Origin of the sequence: Bradyrhizobium viridifuturi (assembly GCF_001238275.1) — a bacterium.
Lineage (GTDB): Bacteria > Pseudomonadota > Alphaproteobacteria > Rhizobiales > Xanthobacteraceae > Bradyrhizobium > Bradyrhizobium viridifuturi.
Map to the genome: position 1 here is coordinate 34,783 of NZ_LGTB01000027.1, position 21,064 is coordinate 55,846.

Here is a 21,064-nt window from a genome sequence, read left to right on the forward strand (position 1 = left end):
CCAAATTGGGGTTGGAAGTATTCCCGTGAAACAAACGGGGAACTCCCATGCGACGAACTTTCTGTAATCGCCTTCCCGCTGCCGGCCGCGCACTCTCTGCCCTGGCCATCGTCCCTGACTACATTGATACCGCGCTTGTAAAGCCGCGCGCCCCCCTCTCGCCGAGCGAGACGGTCAGGCGTATGGCCGATGACATGCGTGAAGCCTCTTATCGCGAGGGCGGCCTCACCGAAGACGATCTCGAGCGGAAGGGCTTCACGCGCGCGCAGATCAAGGCGCATGCGGCTGATGCCCGCGCATTGGCGCAGCAGCTTGCTGGACCGAGCCTTTGAGAGCAGCTCATCTCTAATGAAGCGTCTTCAACGCAATCACTACATTGCGCTTGCGCTGCTCGAATACAGTCCATTCGAGCGGCATCCGCGCGGCGGCTGGCGGTTTGGCGCCAGGAGGATCACGAGCGAAATGGCCGACCGCCTGATCGCCGGCGGCCGCGCGCAAATCATTGACGACACTTTGCGGCCGGTATTTCGGACTGCATCCGCGAGGTCTCGCCGATGACGCTGGCGATCTTCATCGCAGCCAGCTTTATGGTCGGCCTTTTGGCCGGCCTTCGCGTTGGATACCGCCGCGGCTTCGAACGTGGAGTAGAGGCAGCAGAGCGCCTCTATCCACCGATCAGGGTTTATGGAGACAGCGTCGCCCAACGTAGCGAGCGCCGCGCATGACCGCGCCGATCACCGAGAAACGACTGCTCGACGCGATCGCCGTCGTTTCGGAGGTGATCATCCTGCACGGCGCGAAGTATGCCCCGCTTCTCGACCGTCTCGAGCAGGAGCTCGAGACTTTAAGATTGTACGATGATCCGGTTAGCCGCGCTCGGCGCCATCTAGCTAAGCTGGTACCGGTGCAAGAGGTCCCTCAGTCACCTACCTCGTAGGCTCGTTTTTAAGCTTTAATGAGCTCCTCGCGCTCCATGACAAGGCGCACCTCCTCGAAAGCGGCGCTGATCTTGCCCTTCGGAAAGCGAATTTGCCCTAGCCCCTGCACGTTGCTGAATTCGGCACAGCCATCTTCAAGTAATAGGATAGCCCTGGTGAAGCCTAGACGCCCCTGAAATAAACCAGCTTCGTGCACGACGTTCATGCGCGCCTGAACTGCGCCATCTGCCATCTCGTCCTCGCCAGTCATCACGAGCAATGCGATGGATGCCGCGTCGAGCATCTCTGAAAGTCGGGCGATGTTGGTCACGCCGGCAACCGGGACCCGGTTAAACTCATCCCAGGGCAGACTGAGCCGGTCCTGAACGAAATCCTTGAGTTCTCGCCACGCGCCGGAACGACCATGACCGATGAAAACGTTAGTCCCAATGCGGTCAGCCACGATTTTACGCTTTTCCTTTCGCTCGAGGTAGGACGCCCCCTTCGTTGCGAGTTCCGACATCGCCCTGCACAGTTCGAATGACGTTTTTATCGATGCGACTTCGGCAAGGACATCGATGTGCGGGGGGACTTGATTGCCCTGCCCCACTACAATTGTATCGCGGGTCATGTGTTGCCCCTTCGGCCTCCAATGCTCAGCTACGTCCATCTTGGAGGCCGGCTCCAGCTTTTCGAGATCGTCCTTCAACTTGGATAGGAACGCGTCAGGCTGTCCTGACAACTCGGTTTCGATGATCGATTCGATTGTAGATTTCGACGCATTGGCGAATTTGTTGGCCTTACGTGCGGCGTCGCGCGCCGGCTCGATATCGGGCTCGCCAGCCTGCATGCCGATTAGTCGAATTACGTGGTCAAACTGGTACTCCCGCCAGTCGCCCCGCGATCCGAAACTTGTGTACGACGTATCCTTTACCCACGACATTAACCCGCAGCCACGGCTCGTATCCTGCCGTAACAAGCCCTGAGACCACGTGCTCCGCAGTGACCAAGTGTTGGAAGAACTGCTCATTCTCGAAATACGAAACAAAAAAAGCCGTAGCTCTCGGTTTGAACCTGCCGTTTTTTTTAACCCCGATGAAAGCGACGGTTTGTAGCGTGTAGTCTGAAAGATTCACGACCGGCACCTATCCGAAAACTCAGTAAGTGAAACCCGCGCACAGGATGAGTAGAGCTTGCGCAGCGAAATGCCATTCATAGCGAACAGTTCGAGAACGACTCATTCTTAGTTGGCGTCCAACAAAACGTCCAACACGCACAGGGACAAAACCCTAAGCATTTGAAAAACCGATGAAATTTTCGGAGGATGCGCGCGATGGCGCTCCCTAGCGGAATCGAACCGCTCTCTCCACCGTGAAAGGGTGGCGTCCTAACCGATAGACGAAGGGAGCAAAACTCCCGGCAAATCAATACGTTAGACGTGAGATGCGCCGGACTGGCCGCTACCGGCGAACGGCTGCGACGGGCGAACGTATAGTGGCGATTGGCCGGACGGGCAAGCGTTCAGAACGCTTTTCCCGGATCGCCGCCAGATTACCCGCGACGGTTCACCTGCAGGACAATCCGGCCTCGATCGAGGTCCAGAAGCCGCAATGCGACGGCACATGTGCATGGGCCCGCGAACCGCCCACATGAATCAGGATGGCGGCCGCAAGCGCGACGACGGCAACGGGAACAATCAATCCTCGGAGCGACATTTTTCGGAACGGCATGGGCCTGCGCATCGAACCATATCGTGGCCTAACTAAGGCCGGCAGATCGGACGGCAGCAACACGCTCCGCGCCAGCCGCTAGTGGTTGCTGGCGACGTCCTGACGATTGGTCGGCTGCGCCGCCGCTACCGCCGGCTTCTGCTTGATACAGGTGCTGCAGATCACGAGCTTGCGCGCCAGCCGGTCGTCGGCATCCTGTTCCGACAATTGCGTCTCAGCTACCGCCGGCGACGCATTGCGCGCGTGGCGGCGCGGCTGCGGAGCATTGGGATCCTGGCCGGCACCGTCCCAGGCCAGCGGACCTGTTCCCGGCGGCGGGGCCGTCATGCTGTATTGCTGCGAATATTGCGCGCAGGCGCGAGCGCGATCGGAAGAAACAGCACAGCGGCCTTGCGAGCCCAGTTCCGGAATGCAGACATGATCACACTCACACGCTATTCGTACCGCGACACCAGTACCGCGACCTAAGAGCAGAACCGCTAAGAAATCGTTCACCCTGATTGTTCCGTCGCATTCAACCACGACGGCATCAAGACGGGATTGCGGCGCGAAGCTGCAAAATCGAGCCGCAAATCAGAGACGCAAATCCGGAGTCCAACCATGCCAGGCATCAACGGTCGCTTCGACGGCAAGCGCGTGCTCGCCGATCTCAATGCGCTGCGCGCGATCGGCGCCTACAAGACCGGCGTACACAAGCCGACATTCTCGGAACCGCATCTGCGCTCGCTCGACTGGCTCGCGGCGCGGTTGCCCGATGCCGAGCTCACGGCAACGATCGACGGTATCGGCAACGTGTTCGGCACCAGCGCGAAAGCGGGGCCGAAGCTGCTCGCGGGCTCGCATCTCGAAAGCCAGAACCATGCGGGCTGGCTCGATGGCCCGCTCGGCGTGATCTACGCCCTGGAGGCCGCGCGCGTCATCAACGGCGACCCCGGCATCAACGGCGCGGTCGAAGTTGCCGCATGGTGCGACGAGGAAGGCCATTTCGGCAGCTTCCTCGGCAGCCGCTCGTTTGCCGGCGCGGTGACCGAAGCCGATATCGATGCGGCACGCGACCGCTCCAGCGATCGCACCATGCGACAGGCATTGCTCGATGCAGGCTTTGCCGGCCGCCCGCGCCTCGCCGCCGAAGCCGGCCGCCATATCGGCTATCTCGAAGCGCATATCGAGCAAGGCGACACGCTGGAAGCGAGCCGGCTCAAGATCGGCGTCGTCACCTCGATCGTCGGCATCTGGCAATATCGCATCAATTTCACCGGCGAGCAGAACCATGCCGGCACCACGCGGATGGCGGTGCGCCGCGATGCAGGCCTGGCCCTGGCGCGGTTCTGCGTAGCGATCGACGACAGCTTCCCTGCCCTGTGCGGACCGCGCACGGTGTGGACCACCGGCCGCATCACGCTCGACCCCGGCGCGCCGAGCATCATTCCCGGCGGCGCGAGATGCTGTTTCAGATCCGCGACGATAATCCCGAGGTGATCGCGCGTCTCGAGGCGCACCTGCATCACCTGGCGGAACAAGCTACCGCGCAGGGCCGTTGCGGCGTCAAGGTCGAGCGCATCCGCACCGGGGTGCCCGCCATGATGACGCCTGCGTTCCAGGACGCGATCGAGGCCGCGAGCGCGGCCTGCGCCGGCGGCAAATCCATCCGCATGCCGAGCGGCGCCGGCCATGATGCCCAGGTCCTTGCGACCCTCATGCCGGCGGCAATGCTGTTCGTGCCGTCGATCGGCGGCATCAGTCATCATTGGAGCGAGAACACCGACGATGCCGACATCGTGACCGGCGCCGAGGTGTTCGTCGACACCTGCCGGCGGCTGCTGGCCGGCTAGCCGCTTCATGGCGACGCCGCCGCGATCAGGTCGGACCGCCCCGGTTGCCGGATCTCAGCGAGGCCAACGCGTGCGAACTCTGTACCGTCCCTCTCCTCGCCGTGAAGAAGACGTACAGCAAGCAGACGTCGATCAGGATCGTGGCAGCCATGACGCCGTAGGCCCACGGGCTTTCCATCAGCTTCACTTCGATCAACACGCGTGACAGGCCAAACCCCACGACCCACGCATCAAAGCTCATGCAGATCCGGCGAAACGTTTCGGCATCCAGCCGCCGGATCAGAAGGGCGCCGAGCGGTATGCCGACGACGACGCAAGGAACGAGCACGAACAGGATGCTCCGGCTCTCTTCGATGAACAGACCGAGCTTGTAGTACGCGATCGCGGTCAAGCCGGACTCCGTCACCCGGACCAGCGCGAGACCGGCCCGAAATTCATCTTTGACGAGGCCCTGATTGTTGAAGAGGATCGCCAGCGGCGGTCCCGAAATGGTCGTGACCGAGTACAGGACACCCAGCATCGTTCCAAAAGGCAAGCCGACCAGCCATTTCGACTGGATCGCTTCCGCCAACCGGCCGCCTGCACCAGGATCAGCGGCAGAATAATCGAGTAGGTGGCGAATTTGGTCCATCCGGGCTGAAGCGACGTCAGCGCGAAGGCTCCGACTGCGATGCCGGGCAGCATGCCGACGAGGATCGGCAAGATGCGCCGCCACACGGCCGGGACACTGCCCAGGTTGATGCAAAGAACGTAGAGGTTGACGAAGACTTCGACGATGACGATCGCGGGATTGAGGATGCGGTTGGTGTAGAACACCAGCGCGACCGGCACGGTGAGCGACGAGAACCCGTACCCCAGCGCACCGTTTACAAAGGCCGCAAACAGAGCGCTCACGGCAAGAACGATCACAGCAGAATCAATCGAAGGCATCTTTGGCTTTTACCGGATCAGTCACTGCCCGCTGCATTATAACTCAACGAAGCGCACGCGGTGCCCGAAACTTGCGGTGGCCTTGCAAAGCCCTGAGCGCGCCGCGACAGCGCAGCACTTCGTTTGCGCGGCAAAGAGGCCGACGCCGCGCGCCGTGCAAATGCGCCGCAATCGGCGGATCGGTGGTGCCGTCGCAGCGCGGTGCCCGGCACCCTTCCGCCGTCAGGAACCTTCCGGCAGTTGCTCTCCCTTGCTCTGATCGAGGCGTTTCTGCCGCGCTTTCGCAGGCACCGTGGCATATTGGACACGAGATCGGCGCCGAACGAACCGATTCCGCCAATCGTCCATTTGCAATCCGCTGAACTTGCTGCCATTTCTTCGAAACGCACCGCTGTGGTGCCATTGAAGGGGCCCGTTCGGCTCATGTTGTTGCTTGAGTCGCTTCCGACTGTGATCGGCGCCGCCGCCATCGCACCCGCGCTGCTGGTGCTGTGGCTGGTGATAGCCGCCGACGAGCGCCCCGGACCGCCGGTGCAGGTATGGCTCGCCTTCGTGCTCGGCGCGGCCAGCATCTCGCTGCTGGGCCTGGCGCGCATTCCCTTCAATGCGCTGCTGGCCATTCCCGACAATCCCTGGGCGACGCAGGCGGTGCGGGCGCTGTTTGGCGTCGCGGCTCCGGAGGAGATCGTCAAGGTCCTCGTCATCGTCGCCATCTCGACGCGGCGCCGCGCCTTCGCCGATCCGATGGATACCGTGGTGTATGGCGCAGCTGCCGGCCTCGGCTTCGCCGCCTATGAGAACCTCGCCTATCTGGTCCAGCACAAGGATATGTGGCGCGCGCTCGCGGCGTTGCGCAGCGTGCTCACCGTGCCGTTCCACGGCGCGCTCGGCATCATCGCCGGCGCCTATCTCGCGATCGCGCGCTCGGGTGGCGCGCTCGGCGCCTACCGGGGTCATCGCGACTGGGCGCGCATCACGAACTGGGCGCTGGTGCTGGTCGCACCGGTCCTGCTGCATGCGGCGTTCGACTTCCCGCTGCTTGCGCTCCAGCGCATCCCCGATCTCAGCGCGACCGCGCACCTGCTGCTCGGTTCGGCCAGCGTGCTGATCGGCTTCTCCTCGATCGGGTTCGCAGTCCGCTTGGTGCGCCGCCTCGGCAGGCATCATGCCCCGCGCACCGACGTCGCGCGCGAGCGGCTGAGCCAGCTGCGGCGGATGTGGGCGCTGCTGCTGATCGGCGGCGGCACCGGCTTCGCCGGCGTTTCATTCCTGCTGACCTCGCTGCACCACTGGTATGTCAATCCCGAGCGCAATGCGTCCTTCATCCTGATCCCGATCGGCTTCACCTCGATCCTGATCGGACTGGCGCTGCTGATCGCGACCACCGCCGTCTACTTCCTCGGCCGCAACCGGATGCGGACCGCCTCGGAGGGCTTTCCGTCCGCGCCGGGCCAGGGCTAGGATACGCACGCAGATCCGGAGAGCCGCGATGCCCCTGTCCAACGACCTCGACAAGCTGCGATCCGAGATGCAGGCCGCCGTCAAGGCGCACTGGAAGGCGTTCCTGTTCGAGGGCATCCTGCTCGTGGTGCTCGGCATCGCGGCGATGATCGTGCCGGCCTTCGCGAGCCTCGCCGTCACCATTTTCCTCGGCTGGATGTTCCTGATCTCGGGCGTGGGCGGGCTGATCGCGACGTTCTGGGCGCGCAACATGCCGGGCTTCTGGTGGTCGCTGATCTCGGCCGCGCTCGCCGTGCTGGCCGGCATGCTGCTGCTCGCCCGTCCGATGCAGGGCGTGCTGACGCTGACCATCGTCGTCGGCGCCTATTTCATCGCCGAGGGCGTCGCCACCATCATGTATGCGCTGGAGCATCGCCGCGAATTGTCGGGACGCTGGTCGTGGCTCATGATCGCCGGCCTGATGGATATCGTGATCGCCTTCTTCATCATCGCCGGCCTGCCGGAGTCGGCGGGCTGGGCGATCGGCCTGCTGGTCGGCCTCAACCTGATGTTCGGCGGCGCAACGCTGATCGGGATGGCGTTGGCGGCGCGCAACACCTGACGGCGAACCGCGTCGGGCTTGCATTTGGGGGGTGACAGCACCAAATCCCTGGGCTATAGAGCCGCCCCATGATCACCACTGCCACCAGCTATTTTTGGTACTTTAGCTACGACAGCTCGCTGGCGGCAGGAGGATCGCGCTCAATCTGAAGAATTGCAGCAAACGTCCAAAACAAGCCGCCAGACCTGGCGGCTTTTTTGTTGCCGGCAGGTCCCGAAATCCAAAGGAGCCAGCCGTGTTGAGTACGACAGACGATCTTCGCATCAAGGAATTGAAAGAGCTGAGTGCGCCCGAAGAGGTGATGCGGGAAGTCCCGCGCACCCTGACGGCGACGCGCGTCGTGATGGGCGCCCGCAACGCCATCCACGCGATCCTCAATGGCACCGATGACCGCCTGCTGGTCGTCGTCGGCCCCTGCTCCATCCACGATCCCGCGGCGGCCGTCGATTATGCCGAGCGCCTCGCCGGCCTGCGTGAACAGCTCGCCGACCGCCTCGAGATCGTGATGCGGGTCTATTTCGAGAAGCCGCGTACCACCGTCGGCTGGAAGGGGCTGATCAACGATCCCGATCTCGACGGCAGCTTCGACATCAACAAGGGCCTGCGGCTTGCCCGCAACGTGCTGTCGGCGGTGAACAATCTCGGCCTGCCGGCCGGCACCGAATTCCTCGACATGACGACGCCGCAATACATCGCCGATCTGGTCTCGTGGGCCGCGATCGGCGCACGCACCACCGAAAGCCAGATCCATCGCGAGCTGGCTTCCGGTCTGTCATGTCCGGTCGGCTTCAAGAACAGCACCGACGGTGGCGTGCGGATCGCGGCGGACGCGGTGAAGTCGGCGTCCCACCCGCATCATTTCATGGCGGTCACTAAAGGCGGCCGTTCGGCGATCGCCGCAACCAGCGGCAACGAGGACTGCCACGTCATCCTGCGCGGCGGCCGGGTGCCGAACTATGATGCAGCGAGTGTCGATGCCGCCGCGGCCGAACTCGGCCGCGCCGGCGTCGCAGCGCGGCTGATGATCGACACCAGCCACGCCAACAGCAGCAAGAAGCCGGAGAACCAGCCGCTGGTCGCCACGGACATCGCAAAGCAAGTCGCGAGCGGTGAACAGCGCATCATCGGCGTGATGATCGAGAGCAACCTGGTTGCTGGACGCCAGGACGTCGTGCCGGGCAAGCCGCTGACCTACGGCCAGAGCATCACGGACGGCTGCATCGACCTCGCGACGACGACTGACGTCTTGAAGCAGCTCGCCGATGCCGTCGACGCAAGGCGCAGCGTGCGGCGCGACGGCCTGCAGGAGCGTTCGGCGTGACGCGCCGGACGGATTGAGCGTTAGCGGCGGGGCGCACATCGCGCTCCGCCGGTCACTTCCGTGACCTAGCAGCCGCGGCAGATGCTCTTGATCTTCTTGTCGAGCGCCGCGTCTTCCTTGTTGGCCTGGCTGTTCGGATCGCTGATGTTCTTCTCGTTGCCAATATCGCCGCGGCGCGGCTGACGATGTCCGATCGGCGCTTCCGGCACGCCCGTATTCTTCTGCATGGAGGACGATCCGCCCTGCTGCTGTGCCCAGGCATTGGACGCCCCAAACTGGGGCGCACCGACCGCAACCACCATCAGAGCCATCAACAAAACTGTCTTCCGCATCTCGCGTCTCCGCTTCTCAACCCTATCGCGCCCGTTCCGGCACTTCGACGGTAGCACAGTTGCGACGCCCTTGCGCTGCGCAATCCTGTACCTTCCGTATATCGGCGATCGTACCAAGGAGCCAGATTCCCGCGGCGGCCAGCACCACAAAGAAGCCGAACATCACAGCATTTTCGATGCCGCGGTTACCCTCGTGCTCGGGCGGCTCCTGCCGTCCGTCCCCGACCCCGCCCACGGCCGGCTCAAGATTGCGGTGGGTAGAAATGAACGTCACCGCAATAATCGACGATACGGTATCGCCGTTCCATGGAATCTTCACGATCGCGCTGCGACAAATAGGTCGGGCCGATCGGCGCCTTGCCGTGACCGCCGGGAATGTCGAGTACATAATCCGGCTGACACAGCCCGGAGACGCGTCCGCGCAACGCCCGCATCAGCTCCTGCCCGGCTTCGATCGTGGTGCGCAAATGCGCGGTGCCGGGCGCAAGGTCGCCGTGATGCAGGTAATATGGCTTGATCCGGCACTCGACGAAGGCGCGCATCAGCGCCGTGAGCGTCGCGGCATCGTCGTTGACGCCGCGCAGCAGGACCGACTGGCTCACCAACGGAAGGCCGGCATCGACAAGGCGCGCGCACGCGGCACGGGCATTGGCGCCGAATTCGCGCGGATGATTGGCGTGGATGGCAATCCAGGTCGCAGCCCCCTCGACCCGCAGCGCCGCAATCATCTCCGGATTGATGCGACCGGGATCGGCGATCGGGACGCGGGTGTGAAGACGAATGATCTTCACATGATCGATGGCGGCGAGATCGGCCATGATCTCGGTCAACCTGCGCGGCGACAGCATTAACGGATCGCCGCCGGTCAGGATGACCTCCCAGATCTCCGGATGGCTGCGGATGTAGTCGAGCCCCGCGCGGTAGGCGTCGTCCGACAATGCCGAGGCCTTTCCCGGCCCGACCATTTCGCGCCGGAAACAGAACCGGCAATAGACCGCACAGACGTGGACCAGCTTGAACAGGACCCGGTCCGGATAACGATGCACAATCCCGGCGACCGGCGAATGCGCATCGTCGCCGATCGGATCGGCGTTCTCGCCGGGCTGCTCGACGAGCTCGTCGGCGCTCGGGATGAACTGCCGCGCGATCGGGTCGTTGGCGTCGGCCGGATCGATCAGCGCGACGAGCTCCGGCGTCACCGCGACCGCGTAGCGCGCCGCCACCTGCTCGAGCTCGGCAAGCGCATCGACCGGCGCGAGGCCGGCATCGATCAGCTCGCGCGGCTGGCGCAGCGTCGCCGCCAGTTTCGGATCGATCCTGTTCATGGCTCTCCTGCAGGCGGCGTCCAGACCACCTGATCAATTCGCGGCGCGCCGCTCGCCAGCATCACCAGCCGGTCGAAACCGAGCGCGACGCCGCTGGCTTCCGGCATCTGGCCGACCGCGGCGAGGAAATCGTCGTCGAGCGGATAGCGCTCGCCATACCGCCGGGCCTTCTCGTCCATTGCTGCGGTGAAACGATGGCGCTGCTCGGCCGCATCGGTCAACTCGCCAAAGCCGTTGGCGAGCTCGACCCCGCAGGCATAGACCTCGAAGCGCTCGGCGACGCGCGGCTCGCCGGCCTTGGTGCGCGCCAGCGCTGCCTCCGGCGACGGGTATTCGAACAGCACCGTCAAGCGGCCCTGACCGAGATTGGGCTCGACATGCTCGACCAGCACCTTGCTGAAGATGTCCGACCAGGTGTCGTCATCGGCGATCCGCACCCGCTCGCGCGCGGCTGACGCCAGCGCCTCGCGATCGCCCTCGCCGCCCGAGATCGTCGCCAGCAGGTCGATGCCGGCGAACCGCTCGAAGCCGGCGGCGACGGTCAGCAGCTCCGGCTCGGCAAAGGGATCGGCCGTCTTGCCGCGGAATGAAAACCGGCCGATCCCGGTCGCCTGCGCCGCATGGGCGATCACGACGATCGTATCGGCCATGATGGCGTCATAGCCGGCGTTGGCGCGGTACCATTCCAGCATGGTGAATTCAGGCAGATGCAGGTCGCCGCGCTCGCGATCGCGGAACACCCGTGCGAATTCGTAGATCTTCGGCTCGCCGGCCGCGAGCAGCTTCTTGCAGGCGAACTCCGGAGAGGTGCGCAGATAGCGCGTTGCCTGTGAGCCATCGGCCTGCCTGAGCTCGGTCCGCGGGGCGTGCAGATGCGTCTCATTGCCCGGCGATATCTGCAGGATGGCGGTCTCGACCTCGGCAAAGCCCTGCTCCTCGAACCATGCCCGGAGCGCCCGCGTGATCGCGGTCCGCGCCTGCAGGAACGGCCTGCGGTCGGCGTAGCGCTGCGGCGTCCACCACGGCGAGGGCTGGTCGTGAGCCGTCATGGCTGGATCACCCGCACGGATTCGACATCAACGAGCCGCCATCCATCCTCAAGAGTCGGATACAACCAACTGATATTAAACAGGTTCATTGCTCATCCAGCCCAAGCCTCCACGGAACGCGGCGAGGCTGATCCCTTCTTTGTCGAAAGATGCCGGCGTTGTCCATGCGCGGGCACGGCTGAACCTGAACGGGGACTCGCGCGTCCCATCCGCAGATTCGCTGAAACGGATGAACCCCATGGCCGGTTGGTTACGCGGAACAGCCCTGCTTGTGTATCTCGGTCTTGCCTTGGCCACGCCGGCCTTCGCCGCAGGCCCGGGAAAAGAGTTCAAGCGCGTCGCCGATGCCCCAACATTCACCTCACCGGACGGCAAGATTCGGCTCGAGCAATATGCGCGCGACATGGGCGACGATGGCCTGCTGTTTCAGTTCTGGACCTTTGACCGGGCCCACAAACACGCCGCTCTCCTCAACACGGGCGAAACCACCGATCAGGCCGGATATCAGGCCGGCTTCCGCTTCAGCCCGGACAGCCAGTGGCTGGTCCGGATGCAGAAGATTGGCTCGGGGGTTCAGACGCTGTTCCTCTACAAGCGCAACGGCGACCGGTTCGCACCGGCAACCGGAAAGCCGCTCGGCGATGCCGCCTGGGACTATTTCTTCACCCAGCCGGCCGCCACAGGCGTTCGGCACGATCCCAACGATCCCTATTCGCTCGACCATATGCGGGTCGGCCTGATCAAGGGGCTCGAGGACAACTATGCCTGGCTCGGCCAGCATTGGCCCGATAACCGTTACCTCGTGATCGGCCTGTCGTTCGACATTCAGGGCGAGGAAACGCCGTTTCCCTGGGTCGAGGACTGGCGCTGCCTCTACGACCTGACGACCGGCACGTTCTCGGTTCCGGAGAGCTTCGCCGAGCACAACCAGAGCGCACTGAAAATGCCCGATCCGGCCCGAAAATAGCGCCGATTGGCACCGGCGGAGCGGTTGGCAACCTGCCGAATTCGGCCGCAAAAGACTGGCATCTCAGGGACAAATCAGTATGTTGCAGCCCGAAATCGCCGCCACGGCCGAGGGGCTGCCGGTCCGGTTTGCGCCCCTGTTCTCAAATTCAGGAAAACACCTTTGAAAGTCATCGCCAGTTCCATCCGCAAGGGCAACGTCATCGAGCAGGACGGCAAGCTCTATGTGGTCCTCTCCGCCGAAAACATTCATCCCGGCAAGGGCACCCCGGTCAGCCAGATCGAAATGCGCCGCATCGGCGACGGCGTGAAGGTCTCGGAGCGCTACAAGACCACCGACCAGGTCGAGAAGGCCACCGTTGAGGACCACAACTACAACTACCTCTATGAAGACGGCGACGGCTTCCACTTCATGAACAACGACAACTACGACCAGGTCCAGGTCTCCAAGGAGATCATCGGTTCGTCTGCGCCGTATTTGCAGGAGAACATGACCGTGAAGCTGTCGATGCACGATGGCAATCCGGTCGCGATCCAGCTGCCGCAACGCGTGACGCTGGAAGTCGTGGAGACCGAGCCGGTGACCAAGGGTCAGACCGCCTCGTCGTCGTACAAGCCGGCCGTGCTGTCCAACGGCATCCGTACCGGCGTGCCGCCGCATGTTTCCACCGGCACCCGCATCGTGGTGATGACCGAGGACGGCTCCTACGTTGAACGCGCCAAGGATTAGGCGTTAGTCTCTTCTCTGGAGACTCGAACCGGGGGGTGCAGTGAACAGGAAGGTGGTCAGCTTCATCAGTTGCTGGCTGGCAGCCCTGGTCTCGCCTCCTCCCGGCGCTCATGCCGACGAATTCCGGACGCCTTCGATCTCGGCCATGCGGGTCGAATGGCGCTCGGTGCTGGACCAGCTCCGGCAGGAGATCGCCACCCGTCCGGCCATCGCCTCCAGCTTCAGCTTCGCGGCACAGCGCCGCGTCCCGGCCTCCGATCCTCGCACCATGCCCGCGCTGGTGCAGCTGAACGCGCTGACCTCGCCGCTATTCCCCGGCATTGCGCGCAGCCCGGTCCCGGTGCTGCTGCCGTTCGACCCCGCAAGCTATCTCGATACACGGCAAGGCGGCGCGCCGGACAGCCTGCCGGTCGCGCGCTATCAAGCCGGCTTCCGCGCCGCGACGTCTTCCACGCCGGCGCGTCCGGCTATGACGCGGTGTTCTCGCTCGACCCCGGCGCCGGCGACGACATGCCGCCGCGAACATTTGCCAAGCCGGTCGAGGTGCAGATCACGGGCTCGATCCTGGTCTACGACCTCGCCGACCGGCTCGGCGGCAAGGGCGAACCGGTCAAGGCACTGGCCACGCAGTTTCCGGACCTGCGCCGTTTCATCCGCGAAGGTTATCTCCGCTACGCGTTCACCCGCTTCGGAATCCCCTATGTCGTCTCGATCCAGTGCCTCGACAGTGCGCCGCGGCCGAAGCGGCTGGCGTGCCGCGAGGCCTCCCCGGTGGCCGAACGGTTTCTGATGGCGCTCCACATCGCCGGTGGCCAGCCGTCACGGCCGCGCAGCGACACCGCCGCCGACATCTCCGGGAGGCCGATGGCGCAGTCGGCCGATTTCACCTACCGGCCGAGCGGCGACATCGTCGCAGGCAGCGGCGGCCGCAGGCAGCAAGGCGGCCACGCCGACTTCACCGTCTACTCGCAGATCCGCTTTCCGCTCGCAAAGGCACCGGCCTTCGCACATTCGCAGTCCTTTCCGAAGCGCGGCCGGGTCGACGAGTATCCCTGGCAGGACAATTTCTGCGAGGCGCGCAGTTTCGAGGTCGGCCAATGCGCCAGCGGCTTCGGCCATCAGGGCCAGGATCTCAGGCCCGGCGCATGTCCGGCCGACGGCAAGGACGGTTGCGACCCCAGGCAGCAGGCCGTCGTCGCGGTGCGCGACAGCATCGTGATCCGCTCGGCGCAGCAACAGGCGGCGACATTGCAGGTCAACACCCGGACCGAGCACGTCCGCTTCCGCTACATGCACATGAACCCGTCCGCGATGGATGCCGACGGCCTGCTCAACGGACGCCGCCTCAGCGAGGGCGAGAAGATCGGCGTGGTGTCGAACTATCTCGACTATCCCAACGGCACCTCACGACATCTGCATTTCGACGTGCAGGTGTTCACGCGCGACGGCTGGCTCTGGGTCAATCCCTACACCACGCTGGTCTCGGCCTATGAGCGGCTGATCCGCGGCCGCGGCCACGAGATCGGACCGGAGCCCGGACCTGCGGCAGCCGTTGCCCACGCCCTGCCCGACGACGTCGTGCGCCGCATCGACACCCAGGAAGGCGGCGGCAATTAGCCAGGCCGCGCCTGCGATTGTTTCCGGCACGTATGCTTGATACGCGGCTTATGTCAGCTCGCCGGTGATGAACTGCGCGCGCCCCATGCCGAACGACCAGTCCTCATCGTCATTGATCACGAAGTTGATGACGAGGTCGCTCGGCGCGATCCCGCAGACCGACGACAGCCGCTCGGCGAGCACGCGATAGAAATCCAGCTTTGACGCCTTGTCGCGCGGACGGCTGGTCAGCTGCAACAACACCAGTTTGTCGGTCCGACCGATGCCCAATCCGGTGTCGAGCGCGACGACGCGGGATCGCGGATGAACGTGCACGACCTGATAGCGGTCGCGTTGCGGCACGTGGAGGGTTTCGACCAGCACGTCGTGGGTGACATCGAGCAGCCGCTGGATCTCTGCATCGCTTCGTCCCTCGATCAAATCAAACCGCAGAAACGGCATGTTGATGGCTCCTTGCTCGATCTGCCGACGACTGGGACTTCGGAGCAACTGCCGGCGATCAGTTGCCAACGCATAGCGGACTGGCCGAAGTGGAGCTGATCCAATCCGCGTCAGTTTCGATGTTTCGAAATGTCACACGCGACCGCAGCCCTCGGTTCCACCCATAGGCAAAGCGAGCTGCTCTCGTCCGACTTGCCGCACTAAAGCACGCAGCCGGGCAGAGGAATAATGATTATCCGAGATGGTTACGATCTGAATCCCAGATCAGGTCTCGTCGCGGCGCCGTAGTAGCAAGCCGATGGCCGGCGCGTCTGCTTACTTCTTCCAGGGCGCGTCGCCGCGCGCCGCGGCCGCCGCGAAGACGCCCTGCTCGTAGTCGATGAAGGCGCGGATCATGGCGCGGTAGGCGGCTTCCGCAACCTTGGGCGACAGCCCGTCCGCCTCCGCAAGCGCCATCGCCTTCTTCACGACGGCTTCGGCGCGCTCGGGCGCCTCGACCTGCGCGGGGTTGGCCTTGAAGCGGGCGGCCTCATGGACGTAGCGGCCGCGCTCGGCCATCAGGCGCACGATCTCGCGGTCTAGCCGGTCGATATTGCTGCGCACCTCGCCAAGCGTCTTGCAGCAGCCGCCATTGTCGACGGTGGGGCTGCCCCACAGTGCCGGCGCATTGGTTGCGGGCTCCTCGGCCCACGCCGCGACGGGAATCAGAATCGTCAACACAACCACCAGCAATCGCATCGAACGCCTCCCAGTCAGCGCACACGCCCCGGCCGATTGTTATGCCGATTTTGTGCGCCGATGGAAGCCACGATGGCCGGATCAATCTCGGCGGCTTTGGAGCAATCAACCGACGTCCATTGCGGCCAACACCTCACCCACCCTCTTCTGGGCGTCCGGAGGCAGCGGCAAGATCGGACGCGGTGGCTCGGCCGCGCAGATCCCCCTGAGATTGGCGATCGCGTAGACGACCCGCAGGCTCGAGAATGTCTTGAGCAACTGCCAGACCGGCTGCAGGCGCGCATCGAGCTGCCGCGCCCTGGCGGCATCTCCGCTTGCCACGGCGCGGACGATCTCAAGACAGACCCTGGGGAAGATCCCTGCAAGGACGCTGTACCAGGTCTCGCCCCCCGCCAGCAGCGCCTCGGTGCAATTCCAGTCGGCGCTGTAACCGAGCGAGAAGCCGCCCGGCACCACGGCCCGCAATTCAGCGACATGGTCCGCCAACGCAGACGCGTCCAGCGCAGGACTCTTCACCGCAATAATCCCCTCCACGCGGCTCAAACGGCAGATCAAGGCCGGCGTGAAGCGGAAATGCGTGGTGCCCGGATTGTCGTAGATGCAGATCGGCAATTTGCTTTCACGCGCCACCGTTTGAAAATGCTCGAAGACCTCGTCATCCGTCAGCGGCGTGTAGGAAACCGGCGCCAAAAGGCCTGCCGCCGCGCCGGCGTCGCGTGCATCTTGCGCCAGCTTCACCGCATCGTCGGTGCGCAGCGCGCCGACGCCGACCAGGATCGGCGTCTTGCCATCTGCGAGAGCTGTCGCCGCCTGCACCGCGCGGCGCCGCTCATCGCGGCTGAAATACGGATATGAACCGGTGCTTCCGAGCAACCCGATCGAATCCACCTTCGCCGCGATCAACGGCTCCAGCAAGGCACGAAGCGCGCCCGCATCGACCTGTCCATCTCGAGACGAGGGCGTGATCGGGAAGGCGGAAAGCCCCCTGAGATTGACCATCGGTTGCTCCTGTTCGGTGACCGCTGCACGCGGAACGGCGACATTGTGCTCCGGACGTCATCGCCGCGCCCAACGCGGCTTGCAAGGTCCAGTTTGCTGCGGACTTCACGGCAAACTGGTCCAGTGCTCAACGCCACGTACGGAACTGCACGGCTTCGATTTGGACGCTGCCGACGGCTATTCCAGCATCGTGGTCAGCTGCGCGCCTTCATCCGCGACGAACACTGCGATCAGCTCCGCGGGCTCCGTGGTGCTCGCATTGGCCGACACCATGTGGGTCGAGCCCGGCGGCTCGAAGAAGGACTGGCCGACCTTGAAGGTCTCGACCGGCCCCCCGCCGAGTTGGGAACGGATCTCGCCCTTGGTGATGTAGGCCGTCACCGAACCGGAGTGACGATGCGGCGGCGTGAAGCCGCCGGGACCGTAGAACACGCGCACCACGGTGACGCGCTTGCCCGGCACGTTCGGCAACGCGTGCGAGGTGATGACCTCGACCTTGTCGAGCGGCGACGCCGCATTCGCACTGGCGCATAGCGGCGCGATCACCGAGGAAATCGCATCCATCGGGGTCGGCAGCGACTTGCCGATCACGAAGGCCGAAGCAAGTCCCGCGATCGCGGCCAGCAAGACGGGCCGCGGCGGCCGCACGAATGAAACGGATGGTGTCATTGCTATCGAGGTCATCGGTCGTTCTCCCCTGTCGATTGCTCCCGAAATCGTCTCACGACGCCGCAGCGGTGGCGACCCGTTGCCGGCGCGGCGGCGGGGTCCAGCGGTAGGCCGCGCCGAACCGGTTCCAGACATTGATCGAAGCGATCGCCGAGGTCAGGTAGGTCAGCTCCTTTTCAGAGAACTCGGCGGTGACCTCGGCATAGACCTCGTCGCTGACGCCGTTCGGCAGGGTCGTCAGCGCCTCGGTCCAGGCCAGCGCCGCGCGCTCGCGCGCCGAGAACTGCGGTACCTCGCGCCACACCACGACGAGGTTCAGCTTGTCGACGGGCACGCCGAGGCTCTCGCTCTGCAGGATGTGATACTGCACGCAGAAGGCGCAGCCATTGATCTGCGAGGCCCGCAGCTTGACCAGTTCCAGCAGCTGCTTGTCGAGACCGGCCTTCGCCGCGAACTGGCCGAGCTCACGCACGACGGCGAAGACATCGGGGGCGAGCTTCTCGAAGTCGGCGTATTCCTTGCGGGCATGTGACATTGGCTTGGCCTCATGTTATCAGTGTACTGACATATTATCAGAGCTCTGATATAGAGCAAGGCGCGGACATTCGCGAAGGCATCATGGCGGCAATGCAGAAACGAGGGAAATCCGGTACGGCCGAGCGGCGCCCGGCAGAAAGAGCGGCGGGCAAGGTTGCGACGGCGGCCGGACCGGCCGCGGACGCCCTGCCCGCCTCCGCCGTGCCGCCGCCCGGCGAAGGCAAGCGCGGCGAACAGGGCTATCTCGCCTATCTGCTGCGGCAGGCGCATGCCGCCTCACGGCTGTCGATGGAGCGCCAGCTGGGGAGCCTCAACGTCACCTCGCCGCAGTTCGTGGTACTGACCATGCTGAAGGCCTATCCGGGGCTCTCAGGCGCCGATCTGGCCCGGGTGGCGCTGCTGACGCCGCAGACCGTCAGCGTGATCATCCGCAACCTCGAGCGCGATGGCGCGATCCGCAAGTCGCCGCATCCCGTCCATGGCCGGGTGCTGCAATGGACCCTGACCAGTCATGGAACCACGCTGCTGGAGAAATGCCGGCATATCGCCCAGGCCCAGGAGCGGCGGCTCGCCGCCGGCCTCGATGCCAAATCGGAACAGGTGGTTCGGCAATGGCTGTCAAAAATCGCCACAGATTTGCAGGATAGCTAGAGCATGCCCCGGAAAAGTGGGAGCCGGTTTTCCGACAAGGTCATGCTCAAATCATACTTCCTGCGGCGGCGTGGCTTTTGGCTCACCCGATCGGCGCCGCTAGACTGGCCCGATGAAACAGCCTGATTCTCCGAATTCCCCTGCACGCCGCACCTTCCTGAAGGGCGGGCTCGCCGCAGGTGTGACGCTTGCCAATCCGTTCGGCGCGCTGGCCGCCGCCCCTCCGGGCTTCGATCAATGGCGCGACAATTTCCGCGCCCGCGCGCTCGCCAAGGGCATCTCGGAGGCGACCTGGAATCGCTGCATGGGGCGGGTCGAGCCCGACATGAGCGTGTTCAGGCAGATGCGCAACCAGCCGGAATTCCACGAGCAGATCTGGCAGTACATCAACCGCCGCGTCTCCGACTGGCGCATCATCCACGGCCGCGAGGCGCTGAAGAAGAACGAGGCGCTGTTCGCCAGGATCGAGCGCGACTTCGGCGTCGAGCGCGGCACGCTGCTCGCGCTGTGGGGCGTTGAATCAGCCTATGGCGATCCGCTGGTGCAGCAGAACCACATGACGCCGGTGTTTCCCTCGCTCGCGGCGCTCGCCTGGAACGAGCCGCGCCGCAAGGCCTATTGGGAGACGGAGCTGATCAACGCGATGAAGATCGTGCAGCGCGGCTGGAGCACGCCCGAGGAGATGAACGGCTCCTGGGCCGGAGCGATGGGCCATTCGCAATGGATGCCGGAAGTCTGGCTCAATGTCGGCTTCGACTATGACGGCGACGGCAAGGTCTCGCCGTTCGGCCGGCCCGACGATGCGTTGGGCTCGACCGCAAAATACCTCGTCAATCGCGGCAAGTGGCACCGCGGTGAGCACTGGGGCTACGAGGTCCGCGCGGCGAGCGGCGGCGCCAGCGGCAGCCGCACCTATGCGGCCTGGGCGAGCGCCGGCGTCGTCAGAGCCGACGGCCAACCATTCCCGCAGCCGAATGCGTCGGCGCAGCTCTGGATTCCCGTCGCCGGCGGCCCCGCTTTCCTGCTGGGCCCGAACTTCAACTCGGTGAAGAGCTACAATCCCTCGATGAACTACGCGCTCGCGATCTGCCATCTCGGCGACCGCTGTCTCGGCGGGCCGCCCTTCATCCAGCCGTTCCCGGGCTCCGAGCGCGCGCTGACGCTGGCCGAGGTGCAGGAGATGCAGACGCGGCTGACCAAGGCCGGCTTCGACACCGGCGGCACCGACGGCCGCGTCGGCAACGACACCATGAAGGCGATCAAGGATTTTCAGATCAAGGCCGGCCTGCTGCCTGCCGATGGTTACGGCGGACTCAAGGTGCTGGCGCGGCTGCGGCAGGGAAGTTAGCTCTCGTCATCGCGAGAAGCGCGCGACAAAACTGCAAGGCAATTTGCGCTGAAGCTACCGAAGCAATCCATGTTCTCCGCAGTGATTGCTTCGCGGGGCCCGTCATCGGGCGCGCCGTCATGCGTTCTGGTGCCGACGAGGGCTACGCGCTGACCTGCCTCCCAGGCATCCACACGGGCACCAGCGCCACGACGGACGTCTTCCGTACCTGCCCTTAGGGAATCGACCTGAATTTCCTCCTGACATCTCCAATGCTACCCAACCACCGTGAGGTCCTGCCTGAAGGAGACGGACAATGGGTCAGCTCTATTTCCACTGCTCCCACCCGAAGGGGACATTGATCGACCGATGCGGCGCCGCCATAGCCGATCTGAACGAGGCCCACGATCATGCCACCGGCGTCGTGCGCTCTTTCCTCATGAAGCTTAGTCCTGAGGACTGGCGCAGCTGGGTACTGCATGTCTGCGATGATCGGGGCGACGACGTGTTCTTGATGCCCTTCTCCTTCGTGCTCGGCAAGCCACACTGAGAGGCCGCCATGTCCATCACACAGTCACTCCTGGTCCTTGAACAGCCACTGAAGACCTCCATCGCGAAGTGGTGGGAGCTGCTCGACAAAGCCCGCGATCCCTACCGTCCAGAGCGCTACTACATGCGTGGCCCGGGCCCGAAATGGCGCGCCAAGCATGGCAACGACGCCTTGTAGATTGGAGCCTTGTCCGGCTTTCCCCCGGAGCAGCATCCAGGTTTGCGCGGCACGATCAATGTTGACGATGTTCGCGATTACGGGTGCCACACGACAATCCAGCGGCAAATCAGTGCTTCCGTCGTCGAGCCAGTTGCCGTGGGAATGCGAACTTACATCCTCGT

Annotated in this window: 24 protein-coding genes, 1 tRNA gene and 3 pseudogenes; 14 read left to right on the forward strand and 14 right to left on the reverse strand. The window is 64.2% G+C overall.

What is annotated here, in order from left to right; all coding sequences use genetic code 11:
- The first annotated feature begins 47 nt into the window (after positions 1 to 47).
- The 3 genes from ALC15_RS43475 to ALC15_RS23785 all read left to right on the forward strand — a co-directional run bounded on the left by ALC15_RS43475 (position 48) and on the right by ALC15_RS23785 (position 937).
- On the forward strand, positions 48 to 332 hold the full coding sequence (locus tag ALC15_RS43475) for a hypothetical protein (RefSeq protein WP_128089575.1): 285 nt from the start codon (positions 48 to 50) through the stop codon (positions 330 to 332).
- 222 nt (positions 333 to 554) lie between these two features.
- The gene (locus tag ALC15_RS44255) at positions 555 to 725 is read left to right on the forward strand and encodes a hypothetical protein (RefSeq protein WP_157860936.1); all 171 of its coding nucleotides are present in this window, start codon (positions 555 to 557) and stop codon (positions 723 to 725) included.
- A complete protein-coding gene (locus ALC15_RS23785) occupies positions 722 to 937 on the forward strand; it encodes a hypothetical protein (protein WP_050629366.1) in 216 nt (71 codons plus the stop codon). The genes ALC15_RS44255 and ALC15_RS23785 overlap by 4 nt, the downstream gene beginning before the upstream one ends.
- A gap of 8 nt (positions 938 to 945) precedes the next feature.
- Here ALC15_RS23785 and ALC15_RS23790 read toward each other — a convergent pair whose 3' ends face one another.
- From ALC15_RS23790 to ALC15_RS23800, 3 genes are all read right to left on the reverse strand, one after another.
- Positions 946 to 1,767: a TIR domain-containing protein gene (locus tag ALC15_RS23790; RefSeq protein ID WP_200914688.1), complete on the reverse strand. Its 822-nt coding sequence runs from the start codon at positions 1,765 to 1,767 to the stop codon at positions 946 to 948.
- Positions 1,768 to 2,251: 484 nt separating this feature from the next.
- Positions 2,252 to 2,326: transfer RNA gene (locus ALC15_RS23795), tRNA-Glu, on the reverse strand.
- A gap of 399 nt (positions 2,327 to 2,725) precedes the next feature.
- Positions 2,726 to 2,974, reverse strand: coding sequence for a hypothetical protein (locus ALC15_RS23800; protein WP_050629367.1), 249 nt, complete (start codon positions 2,972 to 2,974; stop codon positions 2,726 to 2,728).
- 273 nt (positions 2,975 to 3,247) lie between these two features.
- Here ALC15_RS23800 and ALC15_RS23805 point away from each other — a divergent pair.
- Positions 3,248 to 4,479 (forward strand): annotated as a pseudogene (locus ALC15_RS23805) (hydantoinase/carbamoylase family amidase).
- Positions 4,480 to 4,504: 25 nt separating this feature from the next.
- Here the strand turns inward: ALC15_RS23805 and ALC15_RS23810 are convergent.
- A pseudogene (locus tag ALC15_RS23810) lies at positions 4,505 to 5,409 on the reverse strand (sulfite exporter TauE/SafE family protein).
- 423 nt (positions 5,410 to 5,832) lie between these two features.
- On the opposite strand from ALC15_RS23810, the gene ALC15_RS23815 reads away from it, so the two are divergent.
- From ALC15_RS23815 to ALC15_RS23825, 3 genes are all read left to right on the forward strand, one after another.
- Entirely contained in the window at positions 5,833 to 6,870 is a 1,038-nt protein-coding gene (locus ALC15_RS23815; protein WP_050629368.1) for a PrsW family glutamic-type intramembrane protease, read from the forward strand.
- 28 nt (positions 6,871 to 6,898) lie between these two features.
- Complete coding sequence (locus ALC15_RS23820; RefSeq protein ID WP_050629369.1) at positions 6,899 to 7,471, forward strand: HdeD family acid-resistance protein; 573 nt, start codon at positions 6,899 to 6,901, stop codon at positions 7,469 to 7,471.
- Between the two features lie 235 nt (positions 7,472 to 7,706).
- The gene (locus tag ALC15_RS23825; RefSeq protein ID WP_050629370.1) at positions 7,707 to 8,792 is read left to right on the forward strand and encodes a 3-deoxy-7-phosphoheptulonate synthase; all 1,086 of its coding nucleotides are present in this window, start codon (positions 7,707 to 7,709) and stop codon (positions 8,790 to 8,792) included.
- Positions 8,793 to 8,857: 65 nt separating this feature from the next.
- On the opposite strand, the gene ALC15_RS23830 is transcribed toward ALC15_RS23825, so the two are convergent.
- From ALC15_RS23830 to epmA, 4 genes are read right to left on the reverse strand one after another with little or no spacing between them, the layout of a single operon-like run.
- Complete coding sequence (locus ALC15_RS23830; RefSeq protein WP_050629371.1) at positions 8,858 to 9,103, reverse strand: hypothetical protein; 246 nt, start codon at positions 9,101 to 9,103, stop codon at positions 8,858 to 8,860.
- A gap of 43 nt (positions 9,104 to 9,146) precedes the next feature.
- On the reverse strand, positions 9,147 to 9,398 hold the full coding sequence (locus tag ALC15_RS23835; protein WP_244486229.1) for a hypothetical protein: 252 nt from the start codon (positions 9,396 to 9,398) through the stop codon (positions 9,147 to 9,149).
- Positions 9,367 to 10,449, reverse strand: coding sequence for a lysine-2,3-aminomutase-like protein (locus ALC15_RS23840; protein WP_050629373.1), 1,083 nt, complete (start codon positions 10,447 to 10,449; stop codon positions 9,367 to 9,369). The genes ALC15_RS23835 and ALC15_RS23840 overlap by 32 nt, the downstream gene beginning before the upstream one ends.
- On the reverse strand, positions 10,446 to 11,498 hold the full coding sequence (gene epmA, locus ALC15_RS23845; RefSeq protein ID WP_050629374.1) for an EF-P lysine aminoacylase EpmA: 1,053 nt from the start codon (positions 11,496 to 11,498) through the stop codon (positions 10,446 to 10,448). The genes ALC15_RS23840 and epmA overlap by 4 nt, the downstream gene beginning before the upstream one ends.
- Positions 11,499 to 11,586: 88 nt before the next feature.
- Between epmA and ALC15_RS23850 the strand changes: the two genes are divergently transcribed.
- Positions 11,587 to 12,465 carry a hypothetical protein gene (locus ALC15_RS23850; RefSeq protein ID WP_128089576.1) on the forward strand — a complete coding sequence of 293 codons (879 nt, stop codon included), beginning with the start codon at positions 11,587 to 11,589 and terminating at the stop codon, positions 12,463 to 12,465.
- 162 nt (positions 12,466 to 12,627) lie between these two features.
- Positions 12,628 to 13,194: an elongation factor P gene (gene efp, locus ALC15_RS23855; RefSeq protein WP_050629376.1), complete on the forward strand. Its 567-nt coding sequence runs from the start codon at positions 12,628 to 12,630 to the stop codon at positions 13,192 to 13,194.
- A gap of 108 nt (positions 13,195 to 13,302) precedes the next feature.
- Here the strand turns inward: efp and ALC15_RS47945 are convergent, their stop codons facing one another.
- Positions 13,303 to 13,515, reverse strand: coding sequence for a hypothetical protein (locus tag ALC15_RS47945; RefSeq protein WP_430649188.1), 213 nt, complete (start codon positions 13,513 to 13,515; stop codon positions 13,303 to 13,305).
- Here ALC15_RS47945 and ALC15_RS23860 point away from each other — a divergent pair.
- A pseudogene (locus ALC15_RS23860) lies at positions 13,490 to 14,811 on the forward strand (M23 family peptidase). The gene ALC15_RS47945 and the pseudogene ALC15_RS23860 overlap by 26 nt on opposite strands.
- A gap of 48 nt (positions 14,812 to 14,859) precedes the next feature.
- On the opposite strand, the gene ALC15_RS23865 reads toward ALC15_RS23860, so the two are convergent.
- From ALC15_RS23865 to ALC15_RS23885, 5 genes are all read right to left on the reverse strand, one after another.
- Positions 14,860 to 15,252, reverse strand: coding sequence for a tautomerase family protein (locus ALC15_RS23865; RefSeq protein ID WP_050629377.1), 393 nt, complete (start codon positions 15,250 to 15,252; stop codon positions 14,860 to 14,862).
- 315 nt (positions 15,253 to 15,567) lie between these two features.
- Positions 15,568 to 15,990: a chorismate mutase gene (locus ALC15_RS23870; protein ID WP_094194061.1), complete on the reverse strand. Its 423-nt coding sequence runs from the start codon at positions 15,988 to 15,990 to the stop codon at positions 15,568 to 15,570.
- 105 nt (positions 15,991 to 16,095) lie between these two features.
- Positions 16,096 to 16,989 (reverse strand): dihydrodipicolinate synthase family protein, encoded by an 894-nt coding sequence (locus ALC15_RS23875; protein ID WP_050629378.1) that lies wholly within the window; start codon positions 16,987 to 16,989, stop codon positions 16,096 to 16,098.
- 177 nt (positions 16,990 to 17,166) lie between these two features.
- Positions 17,167 to 17,673: a cupin domain-containing protein gene (locus ALC15_RS23880; RefSeq protein WP_050629379.1), complete on the reverse strand. Its 507-nt coding sequence runs from the start codon at positions 17,671 to 17,673 to the stop codon at positions 17,167 to 17,169.
- 37 nt (positions 17,674 to 17,710) lie between these two features.
- A complete protein-coding gene (locus ALC15_RS23885; protein ID WP_050629380.1) occupies positions 17,711 to 18,193 on the reverse strand; it encodes a carboxymuconolactone decarboxylase family protein in 483 nt (160 codons plus the stop codon).
- Between the two features lie 83 nt (positions 18,194 to 18,276).
- Between ALC15_RS23885 and ALC15_RS23890 the strand changes: the two genes are divergently transcribed.
- From ALC15_RS23890 to ALC15_RS44875, 4 genes are all read left to right on the forward strand, one after another.
- Positions 18,277 to 18,846: a MarR family winged helix-turn-helix transcriptional regulator gene (locus ALC15_RS23890; RefSeq protein WP_094194062.1), complete on the forward strand. Its 570-nt coding sequence runs from the start codon at positions 18,277 to 18,279 to the stop codon at positions 18,844 to 18,846.
- A gap of 112 nt (positions 18,847 to 18,958) precedes the next feature.
- Positions 18,959 to 20,194, forward strand: coding sequence for a lytic murein transglycosylase (locus tag ALC15_RS23895; protein WP_050629381.1), 1,236 nt, complete (start codon positions 18,959 to 18,961; stop codon positions 20,192 to 20,194).
- A gap of 295 nt (positions 20,195 to 20,489) precedes the next feature.
- Positions 20,490 to 20,723: a DUF6894 family protein gene (locus ALC15_RS23900; protein WP_050629382.1), complete on the forward strand. Its 234-nt coding sequence runs from the start codon at positions 20,490 to 20,492 to the stop codon at positions 20,721 to 20,723.
- A 9-nt stretch (positions 20,724 to 20,732) separates the two neighbouring features.
- Positions 20,733 to 20,900: a hypothetical protein gene (locus tag ALC15_RS44875; RefSeq protein ID WP_167350163.1), complete on the forward strand. Its 168-nt coding sequence runs from the start codon at positions 20,733 to 20,735 to the stop codon at positions 20,898 to 20,900.
- Positions 20,901 to 21,064: the final 164 nt, after the last annotated feature.